General features: G+C 59.9%; 13 protein-coding genes. 11 read left to right on the forward strand and 2 right to left on the reverse strand.

What is annotated here, in order from left to right; all coding sequences use genetic code 11:
* Positions 1 to 113: 113 nt before the first annotated feature.
* The 4 genes from AACY02_RS05945 to fabF all read left to right on the forward strand — a co-directional run bounded on the left by AACY02_RS05945 (position 114) and on the right by fabF (position 4,867).
* Positions 114 to 2,108 (forward strand): polysaccharide biosynthesis protein, encoded by a 1,995-nt coding sequence (locus AACY02_RS05945; RefSeq protein ID WP_339431271.1) that lies wholly within the window; start codon positions 114 to 116, stop codon positions 2,106 to 2,108.
* A gap of 111 nt (positions 2,109 to 2,219) precedes the next feature.
* Positions 2,220 to 2,555 (forward strand): ComEA family DNA-binding protein, encoded by a 336-nt coding sequence (locus AACY02_RS05950; protein ID WP_339431161.1) that lies wholly within the window; start codon positions 2,220 to 2,222, stop codon positions 2,553 to 2,555.
* 210 nt (positions 2,556 to 2,765) lie between these two features.
* Positions 2,766 to 3,560 carry an SDR family NAD(P)-dependent oxidoreductase gene (locus tag AACY02_RS05955; protein WP_339431162.1) on the forward strand — a complete coding sequence of 265 codons (795 nt, stop codon included), beginning with the start codon at positions 2,766 to 2,768 and terminating at the stop codon, positions 3,558 to 3,560.
* A gap of 32 nt (positions 3,561 to 3,592) precedes the next feature.
* The gene (gene fabF / locus AACY02_RS05960; protein WP_339431163.1) at positions 3,593 to 4,867 is read left to right on the forward strand and encodes a beta-ketoacyl-ACP synthase II; all 1,275 of its coding nucleotides are present in this window, start codon (positions 3,593 to 3,595) and stop codon (positions 4,865 to 4,867) included.
* Positions 4,868 to 4,979: 112 nt separating this feature from the next.
* Here fabF and AACY02_RS05965 read toward each other — a convergent pair whose 3' ends face one another.
* Together AACY02_RS05965 and eat are read right to left on the reverse strand one after the other, a co-directional pair.
* The gene (locus tag AACY02_RS05965) at positions 4,980 to 5,147 is read right to left on the reverse strand and encodes a DUF2897 family protein (RefSeq protein ID WP_064503201.1); all 168 of its coding nucleotides are present in this window, start codon (positions 5,145 to 5,147) and stop codon (positions 4,980 to 4,982) included.
* A 129-nt stretch (positions 5,148 to 5,276) separates the two neighbouring features.
* Positions 5,277 to 6,641: an ethanolamine permease gene (gene eat / locus AACY02_RS05970; protein ID WP_339431164.1), complete on the reverse strand. Its 1,365-nt coding sequence runs from the start codon at positions 6,639 to 6,641 to the stop codon at positions 5,277 to 5,279.
* A 370-nt stretch (positions 6,642 to 7,011) separates the two neighbouring features.
* On the opposite strand from eat, the gene kdpF reads away from it, so the two are divergent.
* The 7 genes from kdpF to AACY02_RS06005 all read left to right on the forward strand — a co-directional run bounded on the left by kdpF (position 7,012) and on the right by AACY02_RS06005 (position 15,804).
* The gene (gene kdpF / locus AACY02_RS05975) at positions 7,012 to 7,101 is read left to right on the forward strand and encodes a K(+)-transporting ATPase subunit F (protein ID WP_221729235.1); all 90 of its coding nucleotides are present in this window, start codon (positions 7,012 to 7,014) and stop codon (positions 7,099 to 7,101) included.
* Between the two features lie 8 nt (positions 7,102 to 7,109).
* The gene (gene kdpA, locus AACY02_RS05980; protein ID WP_339431165.1) at positions 7,110 to 8,819 is read left to right on the forward strand and encodes a potassium-transporting ATPase subunit KdpA; all 1,710 of its coding nucleotides are present in this window, start codon (positions 7,110 to 7,112) and stop codon (positions 8,817 to 8,819) included.
* A 10-nt stretch (positions 8,820 to 8,829) separates the two neighbouring features.
* On the forward strand, positions 8,830 to 10,887 hold the full coding sequence (gene kdpB, locus AACY02_RS05985) for a potassium-transporting ATPase subunit KdpB (RefSeq protein ID WP_339431166.1): 2,058 nt from the start codon (positions 8,830 to 8,832) through the stop codon (positions 10,885 to 10,887).
* A gap of 130 nt (positions 10,888 to 11,017) precedes the next feature.
* Entirely contained in the window at positions 11,018 to 11,563 is a 546-nt protein-coding gene (gene kdpC / locus AACY02_RS05990) for a potassium-transporting ATPase subunit KdpC (RefSeq protein WP_339431167.1), read from the forward strand.
* A gap of 71 nt (positions 11,564 to 11,634) precedes the next feature.
* The gene (locus AACY02_RS05995) at positions 11,635 to 14,286 is read left to right on the forward strand and encodes a sensor histidine kinase KdpD (RefSeq protein WP_339431168.1); all 2,652 of its coding nucleotides are present in this window, start codon (positions 11,635 to 11,637) and stop codon (positions 14,284 to 14,286) included.
* 48 nt (positions 14,287 to 14,334) lie between these two features.
* On the forward strand, positions 14,335 to 15,051 hold the full coding sequence (locus tag AACY02_RS06000; RefSeq protein ID WP_339431169.1) for a response regulator: 717 nt from the start codon (positions 14,335 to 14,337) through the stop codon (positions 15,049 to 15,051).
* A gap of 162 nt (positions 15,052 to 15,213) precedes the next feature.
* On the forward strand, positions 15,214 to 15,804 hold the full coding sequence (locus AACY02_RS06005) for an Ig-like domain-containing protein (RefSeq protein ID WP_339431170.1): 591 nt from the start codon (positions 15,214 to 15,216) through the stop codon (positions 15,802 to 15,804).
* Positions 15,805 to 15,864 lie beyond the last annotated feature (60 nt).

The following is a 15,864-nucleotide window of genomic DNA, read 5'->3' on the forward strand; positions in this document are numbered from 1 at the left end:
CGTAACCACGCCCAAGCTATACCGGTTAGGTTTAAAGTGTGGGGGACGAAGGTAAAATTCGTCCGGATCTTGTTGCCCGCTGAAGGGAGTTCTCGTAGGTGCTAGATATCAATATGGGCAGGATGAGGCTGTTTTTGCTGGGGCTGCCGCGCCGGCAAAAAAGAATGCTGCAAGTTATCACGGACATCGTCCTTGTTTGGGCTGCCTTGTGGATGGCTTTTGTGGTGCGACTGGGTGTGGACGAAATGGTCAACCCCTTCAAAGTTCATCTGTGGCTGTTTGTCTGCGCACCTTGCGTCGCCATCCCCCTGTTCGTGCGTTTTGGCATGTATCGTGCGGTCATGCGCTATTTCGGCAATGACGCCCTAGTTGCGATCATCAAGGCTGTCAGTCTTTCGTCTCTGGTATTGGCGCTGGTTGTCTATTGGTACAGCAATCACGAAGCCGTCGTACCGCGTTCGATCATTTTCAATTACTGGTGGTTGAGTCTCGTCATTATTGGCGGTTTGCGCCTTTGCATGCGTCAGTACTTCATGGGCGACTGGTTCACTGCAGCGCAACATGTTCCCTTCACCAGTCGCGACGACGGTTTGACCAAAGTAGCGATCTATGGCGCCGGCGTGGCTGGCAATCAACTGGTGGCGGCGCTGCGCATGGGACGCGTGATGCGTCCGGTTGCCTTCATCGATGACGACCCGGGGATTTCGGATCGCTCGATATCCGGCCTTCAGGTTTATAAGCCTAAACATATTCAGCAAATGATCGATGTGACAGGCGCGCAGGAAATCCTTCTCGCATTGCCATCGTCGACCCGTGCCCGGCGCCGGGAAATTCTCAATTTGCTTGAAGGGTTTCCGCTGCATGTTCGCAGTGTTCCGAACTTTACCGATCTAGCCAGCGGACGGGTCCGGGTGGAAGACATCCAGGAGGTCGATATTGCCGACTTGCTGGGGCGTGACTCGGTTCCGGCTCAACCTGACCTGCTGGCCCGGTGTATCAAGGGCCGGGTAGTGATGGTGACTGGCGCTGGCGGGTCCATCGGCTCGGAGTTGTGCCGGCAGATTTTTGCCCTGGGTCCGACCACGCTGATTCTGTTCGAACATAGCGAGTTCAATCTCTACAGCATTCTTTCGGAGCTTGAGCAGCGCGGTAATAGGGAGTCGGTATCAGTGCGGCTGTTGCCGATTCTCGGATCAATCCGCCATCAGGATAAACTCCTTGATGTGATGAAAACATGGAAAGTCGAGACTGTTTATCATGCGGCAGCTTACAAACACGTGCCGATGGTAGAGCACAACATTGCCGAGGGCGTGCTGAATAATGTAATTGGTACACTCAACACTGCTCAGGCTGCCCTGCAGTCTGGTGTTTCAAATTTTGTGCTGATTTCTACTGATAAAGCCGTTCGTCCAACAAACATCATGGGCAGTACCAAGCGTCTTGCGGAATTGACGTTGCAAGCTCTGAGTCGCGAACTTGCCCCAGTTCTGTTCGGTGACAAGGCAAATGTTTCCCGAGTCAATAAAACCCGTTTCACCATGGTTCGTTTCGGTAACGTTTTAGGTTCGTCCGGTTCGGTGATTCCGTTGTTTCACAGCCAGATCAAGTCCGGCGGGCCGCTAACGGTCACTCATCCCAAGATAACCCGCTACTTCATGACCATTCCCGAAGCGGCACAGTTGGTCATTCAGGCAGGTTCTATGGGGCAGGGCGGTGATGTGTTCGTCCTCGACATGGGCGAGCCGGTGAAGATCGTAGAACTGGCAGAGAAAATGATTCATCTCTCGGGGTTGAGTATTCGTTCGGAGCGTAATCCGCAAGGTGACATTTCCATCGAGTTCACCGGCTTGCGTCCTGGCGAAAAGCTCTACGAAGAGTTGCTGATAGGCGACAATGTTGCTGCGACTCCGCATCCGATGATCATGACGGCCAATGAGGATCACCTGGCTTGGGACGTCTTGAAGTCACGGCTGGTTGAGTTGCTCGCGGCCGTCGAAACTGATGACTACTCCCGAGTCCGCCAACTCCTCCGAGAAACCGTCAGCGGCTACACCCCCGACGGCGAGATCGTTGACTGGATCTACCAACAACGTCGCCTCGAACCCTGATTGTTTCACATTCTGTAACGCTCGAATTTTTGACTTGTTCCTATCGTGATCTATTTTTGAGGAGCAGCTTCGGAAAAGCTGCTTTCTCAAATGATGATGGAGCGTCACTTTATGCGTACCGGTTACTTCTACTCGCTGATTTTTGCCCTGCTTACCAGCGCCTCTATTTTGGCGGTTGCCGCGCCGGCTGAAAGGCCGGAAATGCCTAAGACGCCGATCGTGATGGACGCGGCGGCATCTTCCCAGAGCGCAAAAATCGATCTCAATGAAGCCGACTCGGCGACGCTGCAAAAAGAACTTGCGGGAGTCGGCGAGGCCAAGGCCAAGGCGATTGTTACATATCGCGAAACAAATGGGCCGTTCGCGTCAGTGGATGAGTTGTTGGAAGTGAAGGGGATCGGCAAGGCGATTCTGGATCGCAATCGCGAGAAGCTGGAAGTGAACTAAGCTGATTGTTCAACGCCAAGGGGCCGGTCATTGACCGGCCTTTTTGTTTTCTGTTCGCGGGTTTGGCAGGGAAGGCGAAGGGGACGCTCGTCGGATAGCAAAAAATTACGGCTATCATATTAGTATTGGATTATGCCTATAATAATTTCCGTGCGATCTGCATCATCGAGATCCGGATAGCGATCCCTCAAGCATTTAAGGAGTACGGTCATGAATTCTTTTGCAGCCCAAGGTACGGCTCTTGTCACCGGTGCGTCGTCCGGTATCGGTGCGATTTACGCTGAGCGGTTGGCAGCGCGCGGGTTCGATTTGTTGTTGGTCGCCCGTGATCAGGAGCGGCTGGAGAGCTCCGCCAACCAATTGCGCGAGGCCCATGGCGTTCAGGTGGAAGTGATGAAGGCGGATCTGACGCAAAAGGATGATGTGCTCAAACTTGAGCAGCGCCTGCGCAGTGATTCAAGCATCACCCTTTTGGTCAACAACGCTGGTGTTGCTGCCGACGGTCTTTTGGCCAATGCCGATCTGGATAAGCTGGAGCGTTTGATCCAGCTCAATATCACCACGGTCACCCGACTGGCCTCCGCCGCTGCCGCAAGTTTTGCCAAGGCAGGTCGCGGCACGATCATCAACATCGCCTCGGTGGTGGCGTTGTTCCCGGAACGTTTCAACGCCACTTACAGCGCCAGCAAGGCTTACGTGTTGAGCCTGACCCAATCGCTGAATGCCGAACTCGACGGTACCGGGGTCAAGGTGCAAGCGGTACTGCCCGGCGTTACCCGCACGGAAATCTGGGAACGCTCGGGTATTGACGCCAGCGGCATCCCGGCAGAAATGGTGATGGAGGCCGGCGAAATGGTCGATGCCGCGCTGGCAGGTCTGGATCAGGGCGAACTCATCACCATCCCTTCGTTGCCGGATGCGGGCGAATGGCAGGCGTTTGTGGCCGCGCGTCATGTGATGGCACCGAACCTGTCGCGCAGTTCGGCAGCGAGTCGTTACAAGTAAGCTTTTCTGAATCGGTCAGAGGTACACGCGGTATGAATCAGCGTCGAGTAGTCGTCACGGGCATGGGCCTGGTTTCACCTTTGGGCAGCGGAGTCGAAGTTGTCTGGCAGCGCCTGCTGGCCGGGCGTTCGGGATTGCGCAGCTTGCCAGAAGCGGTCGTCGCTGATTTGCCGGCAAAAATCGGTGGGGCTGTGCCGTCTCTGGAGGATGACGCCGAGGCCGGGTTCGATCCGGATCGCGCCACGCCCCCCAAGGAACAGAAGAAGATGGACCGCTTCATCATGTTCGCCATGGAGGCTGCACGGCAGGCATTGGAGCAGGCCGGTTGGCATCCGGCGGAGGAAAAGGATCAGGAGCGCACCGCGACCATTATCGGTTCCGGTGTCGGCGGATTCGGTGCCATTGCCGACGCGGTACGCACAACCGACAGTCGTGGCCCGCGCCGGCTGTCGCCGTTCACCATTCCTTCCTTTCTGGTCAATCTGGCTGCCGGTCATGTATCGATCCAGCATGGTTTGAAAGGTCCATTGGGCGCTCCGGTGACAGCGTGCGCCGCCGGAGTTCAAGCGATTGGTGACGCCGCTCGATTGATCCGAGCCGGTGAGGCCGATATTGCCGTTTGCGGTGGGGCAGAGGCGGCGATTGATCGGGTCAGCCTTGCGGGTTTCGCAGCGGCGCGGGCGTTGTCCAGTGGCTATAACGACACACCTGAACGCGCCTCACGTCCATTTGATAGCGGTCGTGATGGTTTTGTCATGGGTGAGGGGGCCGGACTGCTGGTGATCGAGTCTCTGGAACACGCCTTGGCTCGCGGTGCGAAACCCTTGGCCGAACTGGTCGGTTACGGCACGACTGCCGATGCTTATCATCTGACGGCCGGGCCTGAAGATGGCAGTGGTGCGCGGAGGGCGATGGCGTTGGCAATGGCTCAGGCTGGCGTCACGCCCGATCAGATCCAGCATCTGAACGCTCACGCTACCTCCACGCCGGTCGGCGATCTAGGCGAGTTGGCAGCAATTAAAGCGCTGTTCGGTGTGCAGAATAAAATCGCCGTGACCTCGACCAAATCCGCCACGGGCCATTTGCTGGGCGCTGCGGGCGGGCTTGAAGCGATCTTCACGCTGTTGGCCATTCGTGATCAAGTGGTACCGCCCACCCTCAACTTCGACAATCCCGATCCTGCCAGCGAAGGGGTCGACATCGTCCATGGTCAGGCGCGCTCGATGCCGATCGAGTATGCATTGTCCAACGGGTTTGGCTTTGGTGGGGTGAATGCGAGCGTGCTGTTCAAACGCTGGCAGGGCTAATGTCGTCGGGAAACCAATGAAAAAGGTGGCTGGAGCTCTGCGTCTATCAAACCGGCAGACAGGTTCAGTGCAGAGCTGAAAAACCAACCCCGCCAATCAGGCGGGGTTTTTGTCAGCGGTCTTGCGCTTCTTTAGCGTCCGCTTCGGCATTGCGCTCAGCAACACGTTTACGCTCTTCATCGGTCAGTTCGACCTTGTTGGCGGTGTCGCGCAACATCATCAATCCGCCAACGATCGAGCCGATTGCAACCACCAGAATCAACCAGGCATACCAAGGCATAACGGCTCTCCTTAAGGGCAGATCGACAGGCGAGGACTTCGCCGTGCGATGCTGCATACCACATTGGAGCGAAGCGACTTCGCAGTGGTTCCATTCTAGGCCTGTTATGCCCGGTGTACCCGAAGTCCCTTAATGCCCGGTCAACATCGCATCGGCTGGCGCGTTGGCACGCAACTGTCCGGTGAGCAGAAAGTAGCCGAAACCCACCGCCATAAAGCCGAGGAAAATCAGTCCGATCAGCGCGTTGAACCACGCCATGGCTACCAGGCACACCACCGCGAGTACCAGTGCGATCATTGGCACCAGCGGATAGCATGGCGCGCGAAAGGTGCGCTCCAAATTCGGCTCGGATTTACGCAACTTGAACAGGCTGAGCATGCTCATGATGTACATCACGATGGCGCCGAACACGGCCATGGTGATCATCGCCGCCGTGAGGGTCATGCCGCCGAGGTTGATCAGGCCGTCGCTGTAAATCGCGGCGATGCCAATGATGCCGCCGACAATGATGGCGCGGTGCGGGGTCTGGAAACGCGACAGTTTGGCTAGTGAAGCAGGCAGATAACCGGCGCGGGCGAGGGCGAAGAACTGGCGCGAATAGCCAAGAATGATCCCGTGGAAACTCGCCACCAACCCGAACAGGCCAATCCACACCAGCATGTGCAGCCAGCCTGAATTGTCGCCGACCACGGCTTTCATCGCTTGCGGCAGCGGATCGTTGATATTCGCCAAAGTGCGCCAGTCACCCACGCCACCCGCGAAGAACATCACGCCCATGGCCAATAACACCAGGGTCAGAATGCCGCTGATGTAGGCCTTTGGAATCGTGCGTTTCGGATCCTTGGCTTCTTCGGCCGCCATCGCCGCGCCTTCAATGGCGAGGAAGAACCAGATCGCGAACGGGATGGCAGCGAACATGCCGGCAATCGCGGGCGCACCAAACACATCCGAGCCGGCCCAGCCATTGAGCGCGAAATTACTGAAGCTGAACGCTGGCGCGACCACGCCCATGAACACCAGCAATTCGGCCACTGCCAGTACACAAACAATCAGCTCGAACGTTGCCGCCAGTTTCACGCCGAGAATGTTCAGGCCCATAAACACAATGTACGCGCCAACCGCCGCGTGTTTCGGATCGAGCGCCGGAAACTGCACATTCAGATAAGCGCCAATCGCCAAGGCGATCGCCGGCGGCGCGAAGACGAATTCGATCAGCGTGGCCAGCCCGGCGATCAGCCCTCCTTTCTCACCGAATGCCCGGCGACTGTAGGCAAACGGTCCGCCCGCGTGAGGGATTGCGGTAGTGAGTTCGGTGAAGCTGAAGATAAAGCAGGTGTACATGGTGGCGACCATGAACGAGGTCACCAGAAAGCCCAGCGTACCGGCCACGCCCCAGCCGTAACTCCAGCCGAAATACTCGCCGGAAATCACCAGCCCGACGGCGATGCCCCACAGGTGCAAGGTGCCCAGCGTGGGTTTGAGTTGTGTGTTCATACGCATGCTCCCTGAACGGTTTGTAAAGCTCGGGGGAGGGTGTGTGCAGTGGGCGTGCCAGTCTTTGAGAACAGGTCGTAATGGGCTGAAAGCTGTCGTATCGGGGATGTTCGCTGCTCGATGGGCGCATTTTTGTGCGCCAGTTGGGTGCGATGGTGGCTGTGCTGCCGTCTTCGTGAGCAAGCCCGCTCCCACAGGGGGACGCGAAGGCGCCGGCCCTGCTGGTGCAAAAACCTCCTGTAACGCCCGCATAAACCCACTCTTTACGCTTTCTTTATGCCCAGCCAACCCCCTCGCTCTCGTTCCTTTACAGCCTCCTTTCCGACAATGCCTGCACACACGGCAATACGCCGTAACACGGAGATCTTCCATGAGCGTTCTGGACGGGGTGTCACTGTTTTTGGCAGTGGGGCTGTTCACTTATCTGTTGGTTGCGCTGTTGCGCGCGGATCGGAACTAGGAGCGGCTATGCACAGTTATGACTATTGGCTGATCCTCGCGTTTTTCGCGGTGGTCTTGCTGCCGGCGCCGTTTCTCGGGCGCTTCTACTACAAAGTGATGGAAGGCCAGCGCACCTGGTTGACGCCGATTCTTGGCCCGGTCGAGCGCGGCTGTTTTCGCGTGGCCGGGGTCGATCCGCAGGCTGAACAGAGCTGGCAGAAGTACGCGCTGGCGCTGCTGGCGTTCAACCTGGCCGGTTTCCTTGTGCTGTTCTCGCTCCTGTTGTTCCAGGATCATCTGCCGCTGAACCCGCAGAACCTGCCGGGCATGGAATGGACGCAAGCGTTCAACACCGCGGTCAGTTTCATGACCAACACCAACTGGCAGTCCTACAGCGGCGAAGCGTCTCTGAGCTACCTGAGCCAGATGGTCGGCCTCACCGTGCAGAACTTTGTCAGCGCCGCTACCGGCCTCGCCGTGCTGGTTGCGTTGTGCCGTGGTATCGGTCGCAAGTCGGCGAAAACCCTCGGCAACTTCTGGGTCGACATGACCCGCGCCACCCTCTACGGCCTGCTGCCGCTGTGCCTGCTGCTGGCACTGTTTCTGGTCTGGCAGGGCGTGCCGCAGACCTTCGCGCATTATGTGAATGCGGTGACGATGCAGGGCGTTGATCAAGTGATCCCGCTCGGCCCGGCCGCCAGCCAGATTGCGATCAAGCAACTGGGCACCAACGGTGGCGGTTTCTTCGGCGTCAACTCGGCGCACCCGTTCGAGAACCCGAGCGCCTGGAGCAACTTGTTCGAGGTGTCTTCGATCATTTTGATTCCGGCAGCGCTGGTCTTTACCTTCGGCCACTACGTCAAAGACCTGCGTCAGAGCCGCGCGATCATCGCCTGCATGCTCGCTCTGTTTCTGATCGGCGGCGCGACTTCGCTGTGGGCCGAGTACCAACCCAATCCTGCGCTGAACAACGTCGCCGTCGAACAGACCGCACCACTGGAAGGCAAGGAAGCGCGCTTTGGCACCACCGCCACGGTGCTGTGGTCGGTAACCACCACCGCCGCGTCCAACGGTTCGGTCAACGGTATGCATGACAGCCTCAGTCCGCTCAGCGGCATGGTTGCGCTGGTCAACATGATGGTCGGCGAAGTGATCTTCGGCGGTGTCGGTGCGGGTCTCTACGGCATGTTGCTCAACGTGCTGATCGCGGTGTTCCTCGCCGGCCTGATGATCGGGCGCACGCCGGAATACCTGGGCAAGAAACTCCAGGCGCGCGAAGTGCAGTTGTTGGTGGTCACGTTGCTGGTGATGCCGATTGGCGTGCTGGTGCTCGGTGCGATTGCCGCGAGCCTGCCAGGTCCGGTGGCCGCAGTGACGAACCCCGGGCCACACGGTTTCAGCCAGTTGCTCTACGCCTACACCTCGGCCAGCGCGAACAACGGTTCGGCGTTCGCCGGCTTCGGTGCCAACACCCCGTATCACAACCTGATGCTGGGCTTTGGCATGTTGCTCGGCCGCTTCGGTTACATCCTCCCGGTGCTGGCACTGGCTGGCAGCCTGGCGATGAAGAAGACCGCACCGATTAGCCAGAACAGCTTCCCGACTCATGGCCCGCTGTTCGTGACCCTGTTGACCGTGACCATTTTGCTGGTGGGCGGCCTGACCTTCTTGCCGACCCTCGCATTGGGCCCAATCGCCGAACATTTGAGCATGGCTGCCTTTGGTATAGGGAGCTGAGGAGTCAATGATGAATATGCCCGCAATCAAACCCGTTGCCGTCAAAGCACCGGAACAAGCGAAAACCGCGATCTCGGCCCTGTGGCGCCCGGCGCTGGTGCAAGCTTTCGTCAAGCTCGACCCTCGGCAGTTGGCGCGTTCGCCGGTGATGCTGGTGGTCGAACTGACCGCCATTTTCACCACCGTGCTGTGCTTCATTCCAGACAGTCAGGTGCCGACCTTCGTTGCCGCGCAGATCGCCCTGTGGCTGTGGTTCACCGTGCTGTTCGCCAACTTCGCCGAAGCCTTGGCTGAAGGTCGCGGCAAGGCCCGCGCCGACAGCCTCAAGGCGGGCAGCGAAGGCCTCAGTGCCCGGCGCAAACAGGCCGATGGCAGCTTTCAGGTCGTCCCGGCCACCAGCCTGCGCAAAGGCGATGTGGTGCGCGTCGAAGCCGGGGAGATGATCCCCGGCGACGGCGAAGTCATCGAAGGGATCGCCGCGGTCAACGAAGCGGCAATTACCGGTGAATCGGCCCCGGTGATTCGCGAGTCCGGCGGCGACCGCTCAGCCGTCACCGGCAACACTCGCCTGGTGTCCGACTGGCTGCTGGTAGAGATCACCGCCAACCCCGGTGAATCGACCCTCGACCGCATGATCGCACTGGTCGAAGGCGCCAAGCGCCAGAAGACGCCGAACGAAGTGGCGTTGGACATCCTGCTGATCGGCCTCACCCTGATCTTCCTGTTGGTGGTGGTGACCCTGCAGCCGTTCGCTCACTTCGCCCACGGCAGCCTGCCACTGGTGTTCCTGGTGGCGCTGCTGGTCACATTGATTCCGACCACCATCGGCGGTTTGCTCTCGGCCATCGGTATCGCCGGGATGGATCGTCTGGTGCGGTTGAACGTGATCGCCAAGTCCGGCCGTGCAGTCGAAGCGGCAGGTGATGTGCATGTGCTGCTGCTCGACAAGACCGGCACCATCACCTTCGGTAACCGTCGTTGCAGCGCGGTGTATGCAGCGCCAGGCGTCAGTGCTCGCGATCTGGCTGAGGGCGCTTTGTTTGCCTCGCTGGCGGACGAAACCGCCGAAGGCAAGTCCATCGTTGAGTACCTGCGTGGTCTGCATCCGCAGCCTGAGCCGGCGCCGGAAACCCTGACCGCCGTGCCGTTCAGCGCCGAAACCCGCTTGTCCGGTGTCGATTATCAGGGCCGCGTGTATCGCAAAGGTGCGGTCGATTCGCTGCTGAGTTTCCTCGGGCAACCACGCGCCGATCTGGCCCCGGCCCTGTCGCGGGAAATCGACAGGATCGCCCAGAGCGGCGGCACGCCGTTGCTGGTCTGTGTCGACGGCAAATTGCTTGGCGCGATTCATCTCAAGGACGTGGTCAAGCCAGGCATTCGCGAGCGCTTTGCCGAGTTGCGCAAACTGGGGATTCGCACGGTGATGGTCACCGGTGACAACCCGTTGACCGCTGCGGCCATCGCCGCTGAAGCGGGCGTTGATGACGTGCTCGCCGAAGCCACCCCGGAGAAGAAACTCGCACGTATCCGCCTTGAGCAGAACGACGGTCGTCTGGTCGCGATGTGCGGCGACGGCGCCAACGACGCCCCGGCGCTGGCCCAGGCTGACGTCGGCATGGCGATGAACGACGGCACGCAAGCCGCACGCGAAGCAGCCAACATGGTCGATCTCGACAGCGACCCGACCAAGCTCTTGGACGTGGTGCAGATCGGCAAGGAATTGCTGGTGACACGCGGTGCGCTGACGACCTTTTCCATCGCCAATGACGTGGCCAAGTACTTCGCGATCCTGCCGGCGCTGTTCGCCTCGATCTACCCGCAACTGGGCGTGCTGAACATCATGCACCTGACCAGTCCGCAGAGCGCGATTCTGTCGGCCATTGTGTTTAACGCCTTGATCATTGTGGTGCTGATTCCGCTGGCCTTGCGTGGCGTTCGCGTGCAGGCGGCGAGTGCGGCGGCGTTGCTGCGGCGCAATCTGTTGATCTATGGATTGGGCGGGATTGTGGTGCCGTTCGTGGCGATCAAAGCCATCGACATGCTGTTGACGGCGCTGCATCTGGTTTGACCCCTTGGCCAGCAGGCAGGCTCCCGCCTATGCGATGCATTCCCTGTGGGAGCCCGCCCGCTGGCGATGAGGTCAACGTGTTCCACCTGACTTAACGCGGTATCTGCTGTTTGAATTCGAGGAATTTGAAATGTCCACAATGATACGTCCGGCCCTGAGCCTGCTGGTGCTGATGACCCTGGTTACCGGCGTTGCCTATCCGCTGGTGGTGACCGGTGTCGCGCACGTTGCCTTCCCCGATCAGGCCAACGGCAGTCTGGTGCACGATGCCGATGGCAAGGTGCGCGGCTCGTCACTGATCGCCCAGGATTTCGTCGGTGATGCCTGGTTCCATCCACGTCCTTCGGCGGGCGCGTTTGCGACCGTGTCCAGCAGCGCCAGCAACCTCGCGCCGAGCAATCCGGCGCTGGCCACGCGGGTGATCGACGACGCCAACAAACTGCAAGTTCCAGGGCAAGGCCCGGTGCCGCTGGCGCTGCTGACCACCTCCGGCAGCGGCCTCGATCCGCACTTGCCACCGGCGGCAATTGCCTATCAACTGGCGCGTGTCGCGGCAGCCCGCAACCTGCCGGTAGTGACCGTGCAGCAACTGCTCGATGCGCACATCGAACAGCCGCTGGTGGGGCCGCCGGTGGTGAACGTGCTGGAACTGAACATGGCGCTGGAAAAACTCTGAACCGGCGGCGCGGCCATTCGCGAGCAGGCCACAACTGGCAACACATAAACATCTGACTGAAGAGATCAAGCATGAGCGACTCCGGCCGCGCCGACGCGCTGTTAGCAGACCTGCCCCGCGACGGCCGTGGCCGGCTCAAGGTTTTCCTCGGCGCCGCCCCCGGCGTTGGCAAGACCTACGCCATGCTCCAGGCCGCCCACACCCAACTGCGCCAAGGCGTGAAAGTCATTGCCGGTGTCGTCGAGACCCACGGTCGCGCTGAAACCGAAGCGCTGCTCGGCGGCCTGCCGCAGCAACCGTTGGTGCGCTCGGAATACCGTGGCGTGATGCTCGAAGAAATGGACCTCGATGGCCTGCTTGCGGCCAAACCGAAACTGGTGCTGGTCGATGAACTGGCCCACAGCAACGCCCCCGGCAGCCGTCATACCAAACGCTGGCAAGACATCCAGGAACTGCTCGCCGCCGGCATCGACGTGTTCACCACGGTCAACGTCCAGCATCTGGAAAGCCTTAACGATCAGGTGCGAGGCATCACCGGCGTGCAGGTGCGTGAAACCTTGCCGGACTGGGTGCTGCAAGAGGCCTACGAACTGCTGCTGATCGACTTGCCGCCGCGTGAGTTGCTCGAGCGTCTGCGCGAAGGCAAGGTCTACGTGCCGGAGCAGGCGCGGGCCGCCATCGATGCCTTTTTCACCCAGACCAACCTCACCGCGTTGCGCGAATTGGCCATGCAAACCGCGGCGGCGCAAGTCGATAACGATCTTGCCCAAGGCTATCGCCAACTCGGCCAGGCCGCCCCGGCGGTTCGCGGTCGTTTGCTGGTGGGCGTCGATGGCGATACGCAGGCTGAACGCTTGGTGCGTCACGCCAGTCGGGTCGCGCAACGTCGGCATTTGCCGTGGAGTCTGGTGCACATCGACAACGGCGGTGTGCGCGACGAGCAATCGCGCTTGCGCCTGCAAAGTGCTCAGCAATTGGCCGAACGTCTGGGCGGTGAAGTGGTGTTGCTGCGTGCCGGTGAGGTGGCGAAAACCCTGATCCAGCATGCCGCCGAACGGCGTGCGAGTCTGTTGCTGGTTGGCCAGTCCCGCCCGCGTCTGCGTCGTCGTTTATTCGGGGGAGGGCTGGCCGCACGGTTGTTGCGTCAGGCCCCTGGCCTGGAAATCAACGTCCTCGACAGCGATCAGCAACAGCATCAACCACGCTTGCGATCAGCGCCGACATGGGTCTGGTTCGACTATGCGCTGGCGCTGTTGGCGACGGTGTTGGCCAGTGCCTTGGCGTGGGCGGTGTCGAGTGTGTTGGCGCTGCCGAACATCTCGCTGGTGTTCCTCGCGGCGGTGTTGTTGGTGGCGGTGCGTAGCAGCCTCGGCCCGGCGCTGGCCTGTGCGGCGCTGTCGTTTCTGACCTATGACTTTCTATTCATACCGCCGAATTTCTCTTTCAGTATTCAGCGTGAAGAAGACGTCCTGACGTTGCTGTTCTTCTTGTTGATGGCGGCGCTCACCGGCAACCTCGCGGCGCGTCAGCGTCGACAGTTGCAGGCGTTGCGCGACACGCAGGAAGAGACCAGCGAGCTGCTCGACCTGTCGCGCAAACTGACCGCCGCCACCGATCGCCAAGCGGTGGTTAACGCCGCCGCGCAGCACCTCAATGGCTGGAGCGATTTGCAACTGTGCCTGCTCAATCGCGACGGGCAGGGCGTCTGGACAGTCGAAACCGGCGCCCCGCTCGAATTGACCGAGTCCGAACGCGCTGCCGCCGATTGGGCCTGGCAGCACGATCAACCGGCCGGCATGGGCACCGGCACCCTGCCGCTCGGGCGTTGGTGGTGGTGGCCGCTTTCCGTCGAGGACGGCCCCTTGGCGTTGCTCGGTGTCTGTGCCAAAGAAGGCCAAACGTTGAGCGGGCAGCGGCGGCGCTTGCTGACGGCGTTGAGTCAACCGCTGGCGCAAGCGTTGGCCCGGGCGCAATTGGCCGACGATCTTGAAGCGGCGCGCTTGCACGGCGAAACCGAACAATTGCGCAGCGCCTTGCTGGCCTCGGTGTCCCACGACCTGCGCACGCCGCTGACGTCCATGCGCGGCAGCATCGACAGCCTGCTGGCACTGGGCGAAGCGATCCCGCTGGAGGATCGCCGCGAACTGCTCGAAGGCACCCGCGATGAAGCCGAACGCCTCGACCGCTACATCCAGAACCTGCTGGACATGACCCGCCTCGGCCACGGTGCGTTGAAGCTGGCGCGGGATTGGGTGTCGCCGGCCGACATCGTCGGCAGTTCGCTCAATCGTCTGCGCGCCGTGCTGGCGCCGTTGCAGGTCAGCACCGATGTGCCGTCCGAGTTGCCGCTGCTGTTTGTGCATGCCGCGCTGATCGAGCAGGCACTGGTCAATGTGCTGGAAAACGCCGCACGGTTCTCGCCAAGCCACGGTCGCTTGCAACTGAGTGCGGGAGCGAATGACGACGAGATTTTCTTCTCGGTCAGCGATGAAGGGCCGGGTATTCCCGAAGACGAGCGGGCGAAGATTTTCGACATGTTCTACACCGCCGCCCGCGGTGATCGGGGCGGGCAGGGCACCGGTCTGGGATTGGCGATTTGTCAGGGCATGGTCGGCGCTCATGGCGGGCGCATCAGCGTTGCCGACGGTATCGACGGACGCGGCACCTGCATCACCTTGCACCTGCCGTTGCAGACGCAACCGGGGATGGACAGTGAAGCCTGAATCCGACTGCGCTACTCTCTTGCCAATCCTTTGTGTTGATGTGAATTCATGAGCCAGACCGCGACCATTTTGGTCATCGACGACGAACCGCAGATCCGCAAATTCCTGCGCATCAGCCTGGCTTCCCAAGGCTACAAAGTGCTGGAGGCCGGCACCGGCGCCGAGGGGTTGGCGCAGGCGGCGCTGAACAAACCCGATCTGCTGGTGCTCGACCTCGGCCTGCCGGACATGGACGGCCAGCAAGTGCTGTGCGAGTTTCGTGAGTGGGCGACGACGCCGGTGCTGGTGCTGTCGGTGCGCGCCAGTGAAGGGCAGAAAGTCCAGGCGCTGGATGGTGGCGCCAATGACTACGTGACCAAGCCGTTCGGCATTCAGGAGTTTCTCGCCCGGGTGCGTGCATTGTTGCGTCAGGCGCCAGCGGGAGAGGTGCAGCAGGCCGCGCTGAGTTTCGGCCCGCTGACGGTGGATCTGGCCTACCGGCGCGTATTGCTCGACGGCGTCGAAGTGGCGCTGACCCGCAAGGAATACGCGGTGCTGGCGCAACTGGCGCGGCATCCGGGGCGGGTGATCACCCAGCAGCAATTGCTCAAGGACATCTGGGGGCCGACGCATACCGAGGACAGTCATTATCTGCGGATTGTCGTTGGGCATTTACGCCAGAAACTGGCAGATGATCCGACGCGGCCGCGGTTTATTGTGACGGAGGCGGGGGTGGGTTATCGGTTGCTGGAGCCGGAGGGCTCAATTGCTAGTGAAGGTTGCTGAGTAAAAGCTGAGCGTATTCTCCCCTATGCCATTCATCGGGACTGTCATTTCTATCAGGTGCCAATTGTCCATTGCCGGTTGTAGGTTCTTCTTGTCGAACTCGCCACACTCAAACAGTGTGCGAATCGGTGATGAACTCAACCAGCGTAAAGCGGAGCACCTATGGACGGCCTAAAAAATTTTGAAATGGATGTATCTGATGCTTTCATAACAGGATCAGCTCACTCTTTGCAGGCTCATTCTGGTTTGATGCCTCAAGCATCTCCGGATACGATTTTTCAGCGCAAGCCTACCGGCGGCAAAGAACCGTACACCTACAAGGTTAGCGATCCACGCATTGCACATGTTGATGATCAGGGGCTTGTCACCGCACTCAGTTCGGGTCAGGTCAGAGTGACGGCTTCAGATGCGACAGGGCAGGAGAAAAGCTACGTATTGAGCATTCCTAACGGTTATCGCTATTTCTCTTTTGGCGCGGGGCGATTGAGCAACTTACAAAGCGATGCGAACCGCGAAAGAGTCAGGTTGGCAGATATTTATGAGTTGAGGATTCTTTATCAGCGCTTTGGCTATGCGTGGCCGTTGAACGATGGACAGTTCTGGTCGACGACGGGATCTGCTGATACGCCAGAGCCTGCGCCTCCATATCCCATTGAAACGGGGAACAATGTGTACACGAAAAACATGAAAACCGGTGTCGAGCAGACAAATGACACGGGTCATGTTTTTGATTCCCTGGGCAGAAACCTGTAACGGTTTGCTTTCGGTGAGTGAACGCTGTTCAGGGAGCTGGTAACCAGTCCCCTGAACCAT

Source organism: Pseudomonas sp. EA_65y_Pfl2_P78 (assembly GCF_963970495.1).
GTDB classification, from domain to species: domain Bacteria; phylum Pseudomonadota; class Gammaproteobacteria; order Pseudomonadales; family Pseudomonadaceae; genus Aquipseudomonas; species Aquipseudomonas baetica_A.

Bases quoted from the DNA above. Each gene is read 5' to 3' on its own strand.
- AACY02_RS05945 (WP_339431271.1), top strand. From the start codon at position 114: ATGGGCAGGATGAGGCTGTTTTTGCTGGGGCTGCCGCGCCGGCAAAAA.
- AACY02_RS05950 (WP_339431161.1), top strand. From the start codon at position 2,220: ATGCGTACCGGTTACTTCTACTCGCTGATTTTTGCCCTGCTTACCAGC.
- AACY02_RS05955 (WP_339431162.1), top strand. From the start codon at position 2,766: ATGAATTCTTTTGCAGCCCAAGGTACGGCTCTTGTCACCGGTGCGTCG.
- fabF (WP_339431163.1), top strand. From the start codon at position 3,593: ATGAATCAGCGTCGAGTAGTCGTCACGGGCATGGGCCTGGTTTCACCT.
- AACY02_RS05965 (WP_064503201.1), bottom strand. From the start codon at position 5,147: ATGCCTTGGTATGCCTGGTTGATTCTGGTGGTTGCAATCGGCTCGATC.
- eat (WP_339431164.1), bottom strand. From the start codon at position 6,641: ATGAACACACAACTCAAACCCACGCTGGGCACCTTGCACCTGTGGGGC.
- kdpF (WP_221729235.1), top strand. From the start codon at position 7,012: ATGAGCGTTCTGGACGGGGTGTCACTGTTTTTGGCAGTGGGGCTGTTC.
- kdpA (WP_339431165.1), top strand. From the start codon at position 7,110: ATGCACAGTTATGACTATTGGCTGATCCTCGCGTTTTTCGCGGTGGTC.
- kdpB (WP_339431166.1), top strand. From the start codon at position 8,830: ATGAATATGCCCGCAATCAAACCCGTTGCCGTCAAAGCACCGGAACAA.
- kdpC (WP_339431167.1), top strand. From the start codon at position 11,018: ATGTCCACAATGATACGTCCGGCCCTGAGCCTGCTGGTGCTGATGACC.
- AACY02_RS05995 (WP_339431168.1), top strand. From the start codon at position 11,635: ATGAGCGACTCCGGCCGCGCCGACGCGCTGTTAGCAGACCTGCCCCGC.
- AACY02_RS06000 (WP_339431169.1), top strand. From the start codon at position 14,335: ATGAGCCAGACCGCGACCATTTTGGTCATCGACGACGAACCGCAGATC.
- AACY02_RS06005 (WP_339431170.1), top strand. From the start codon at position 15,214: ATGGACGGCCTAAAAAATTTTGAAATGGATGTATCTGATGCTTTCATA.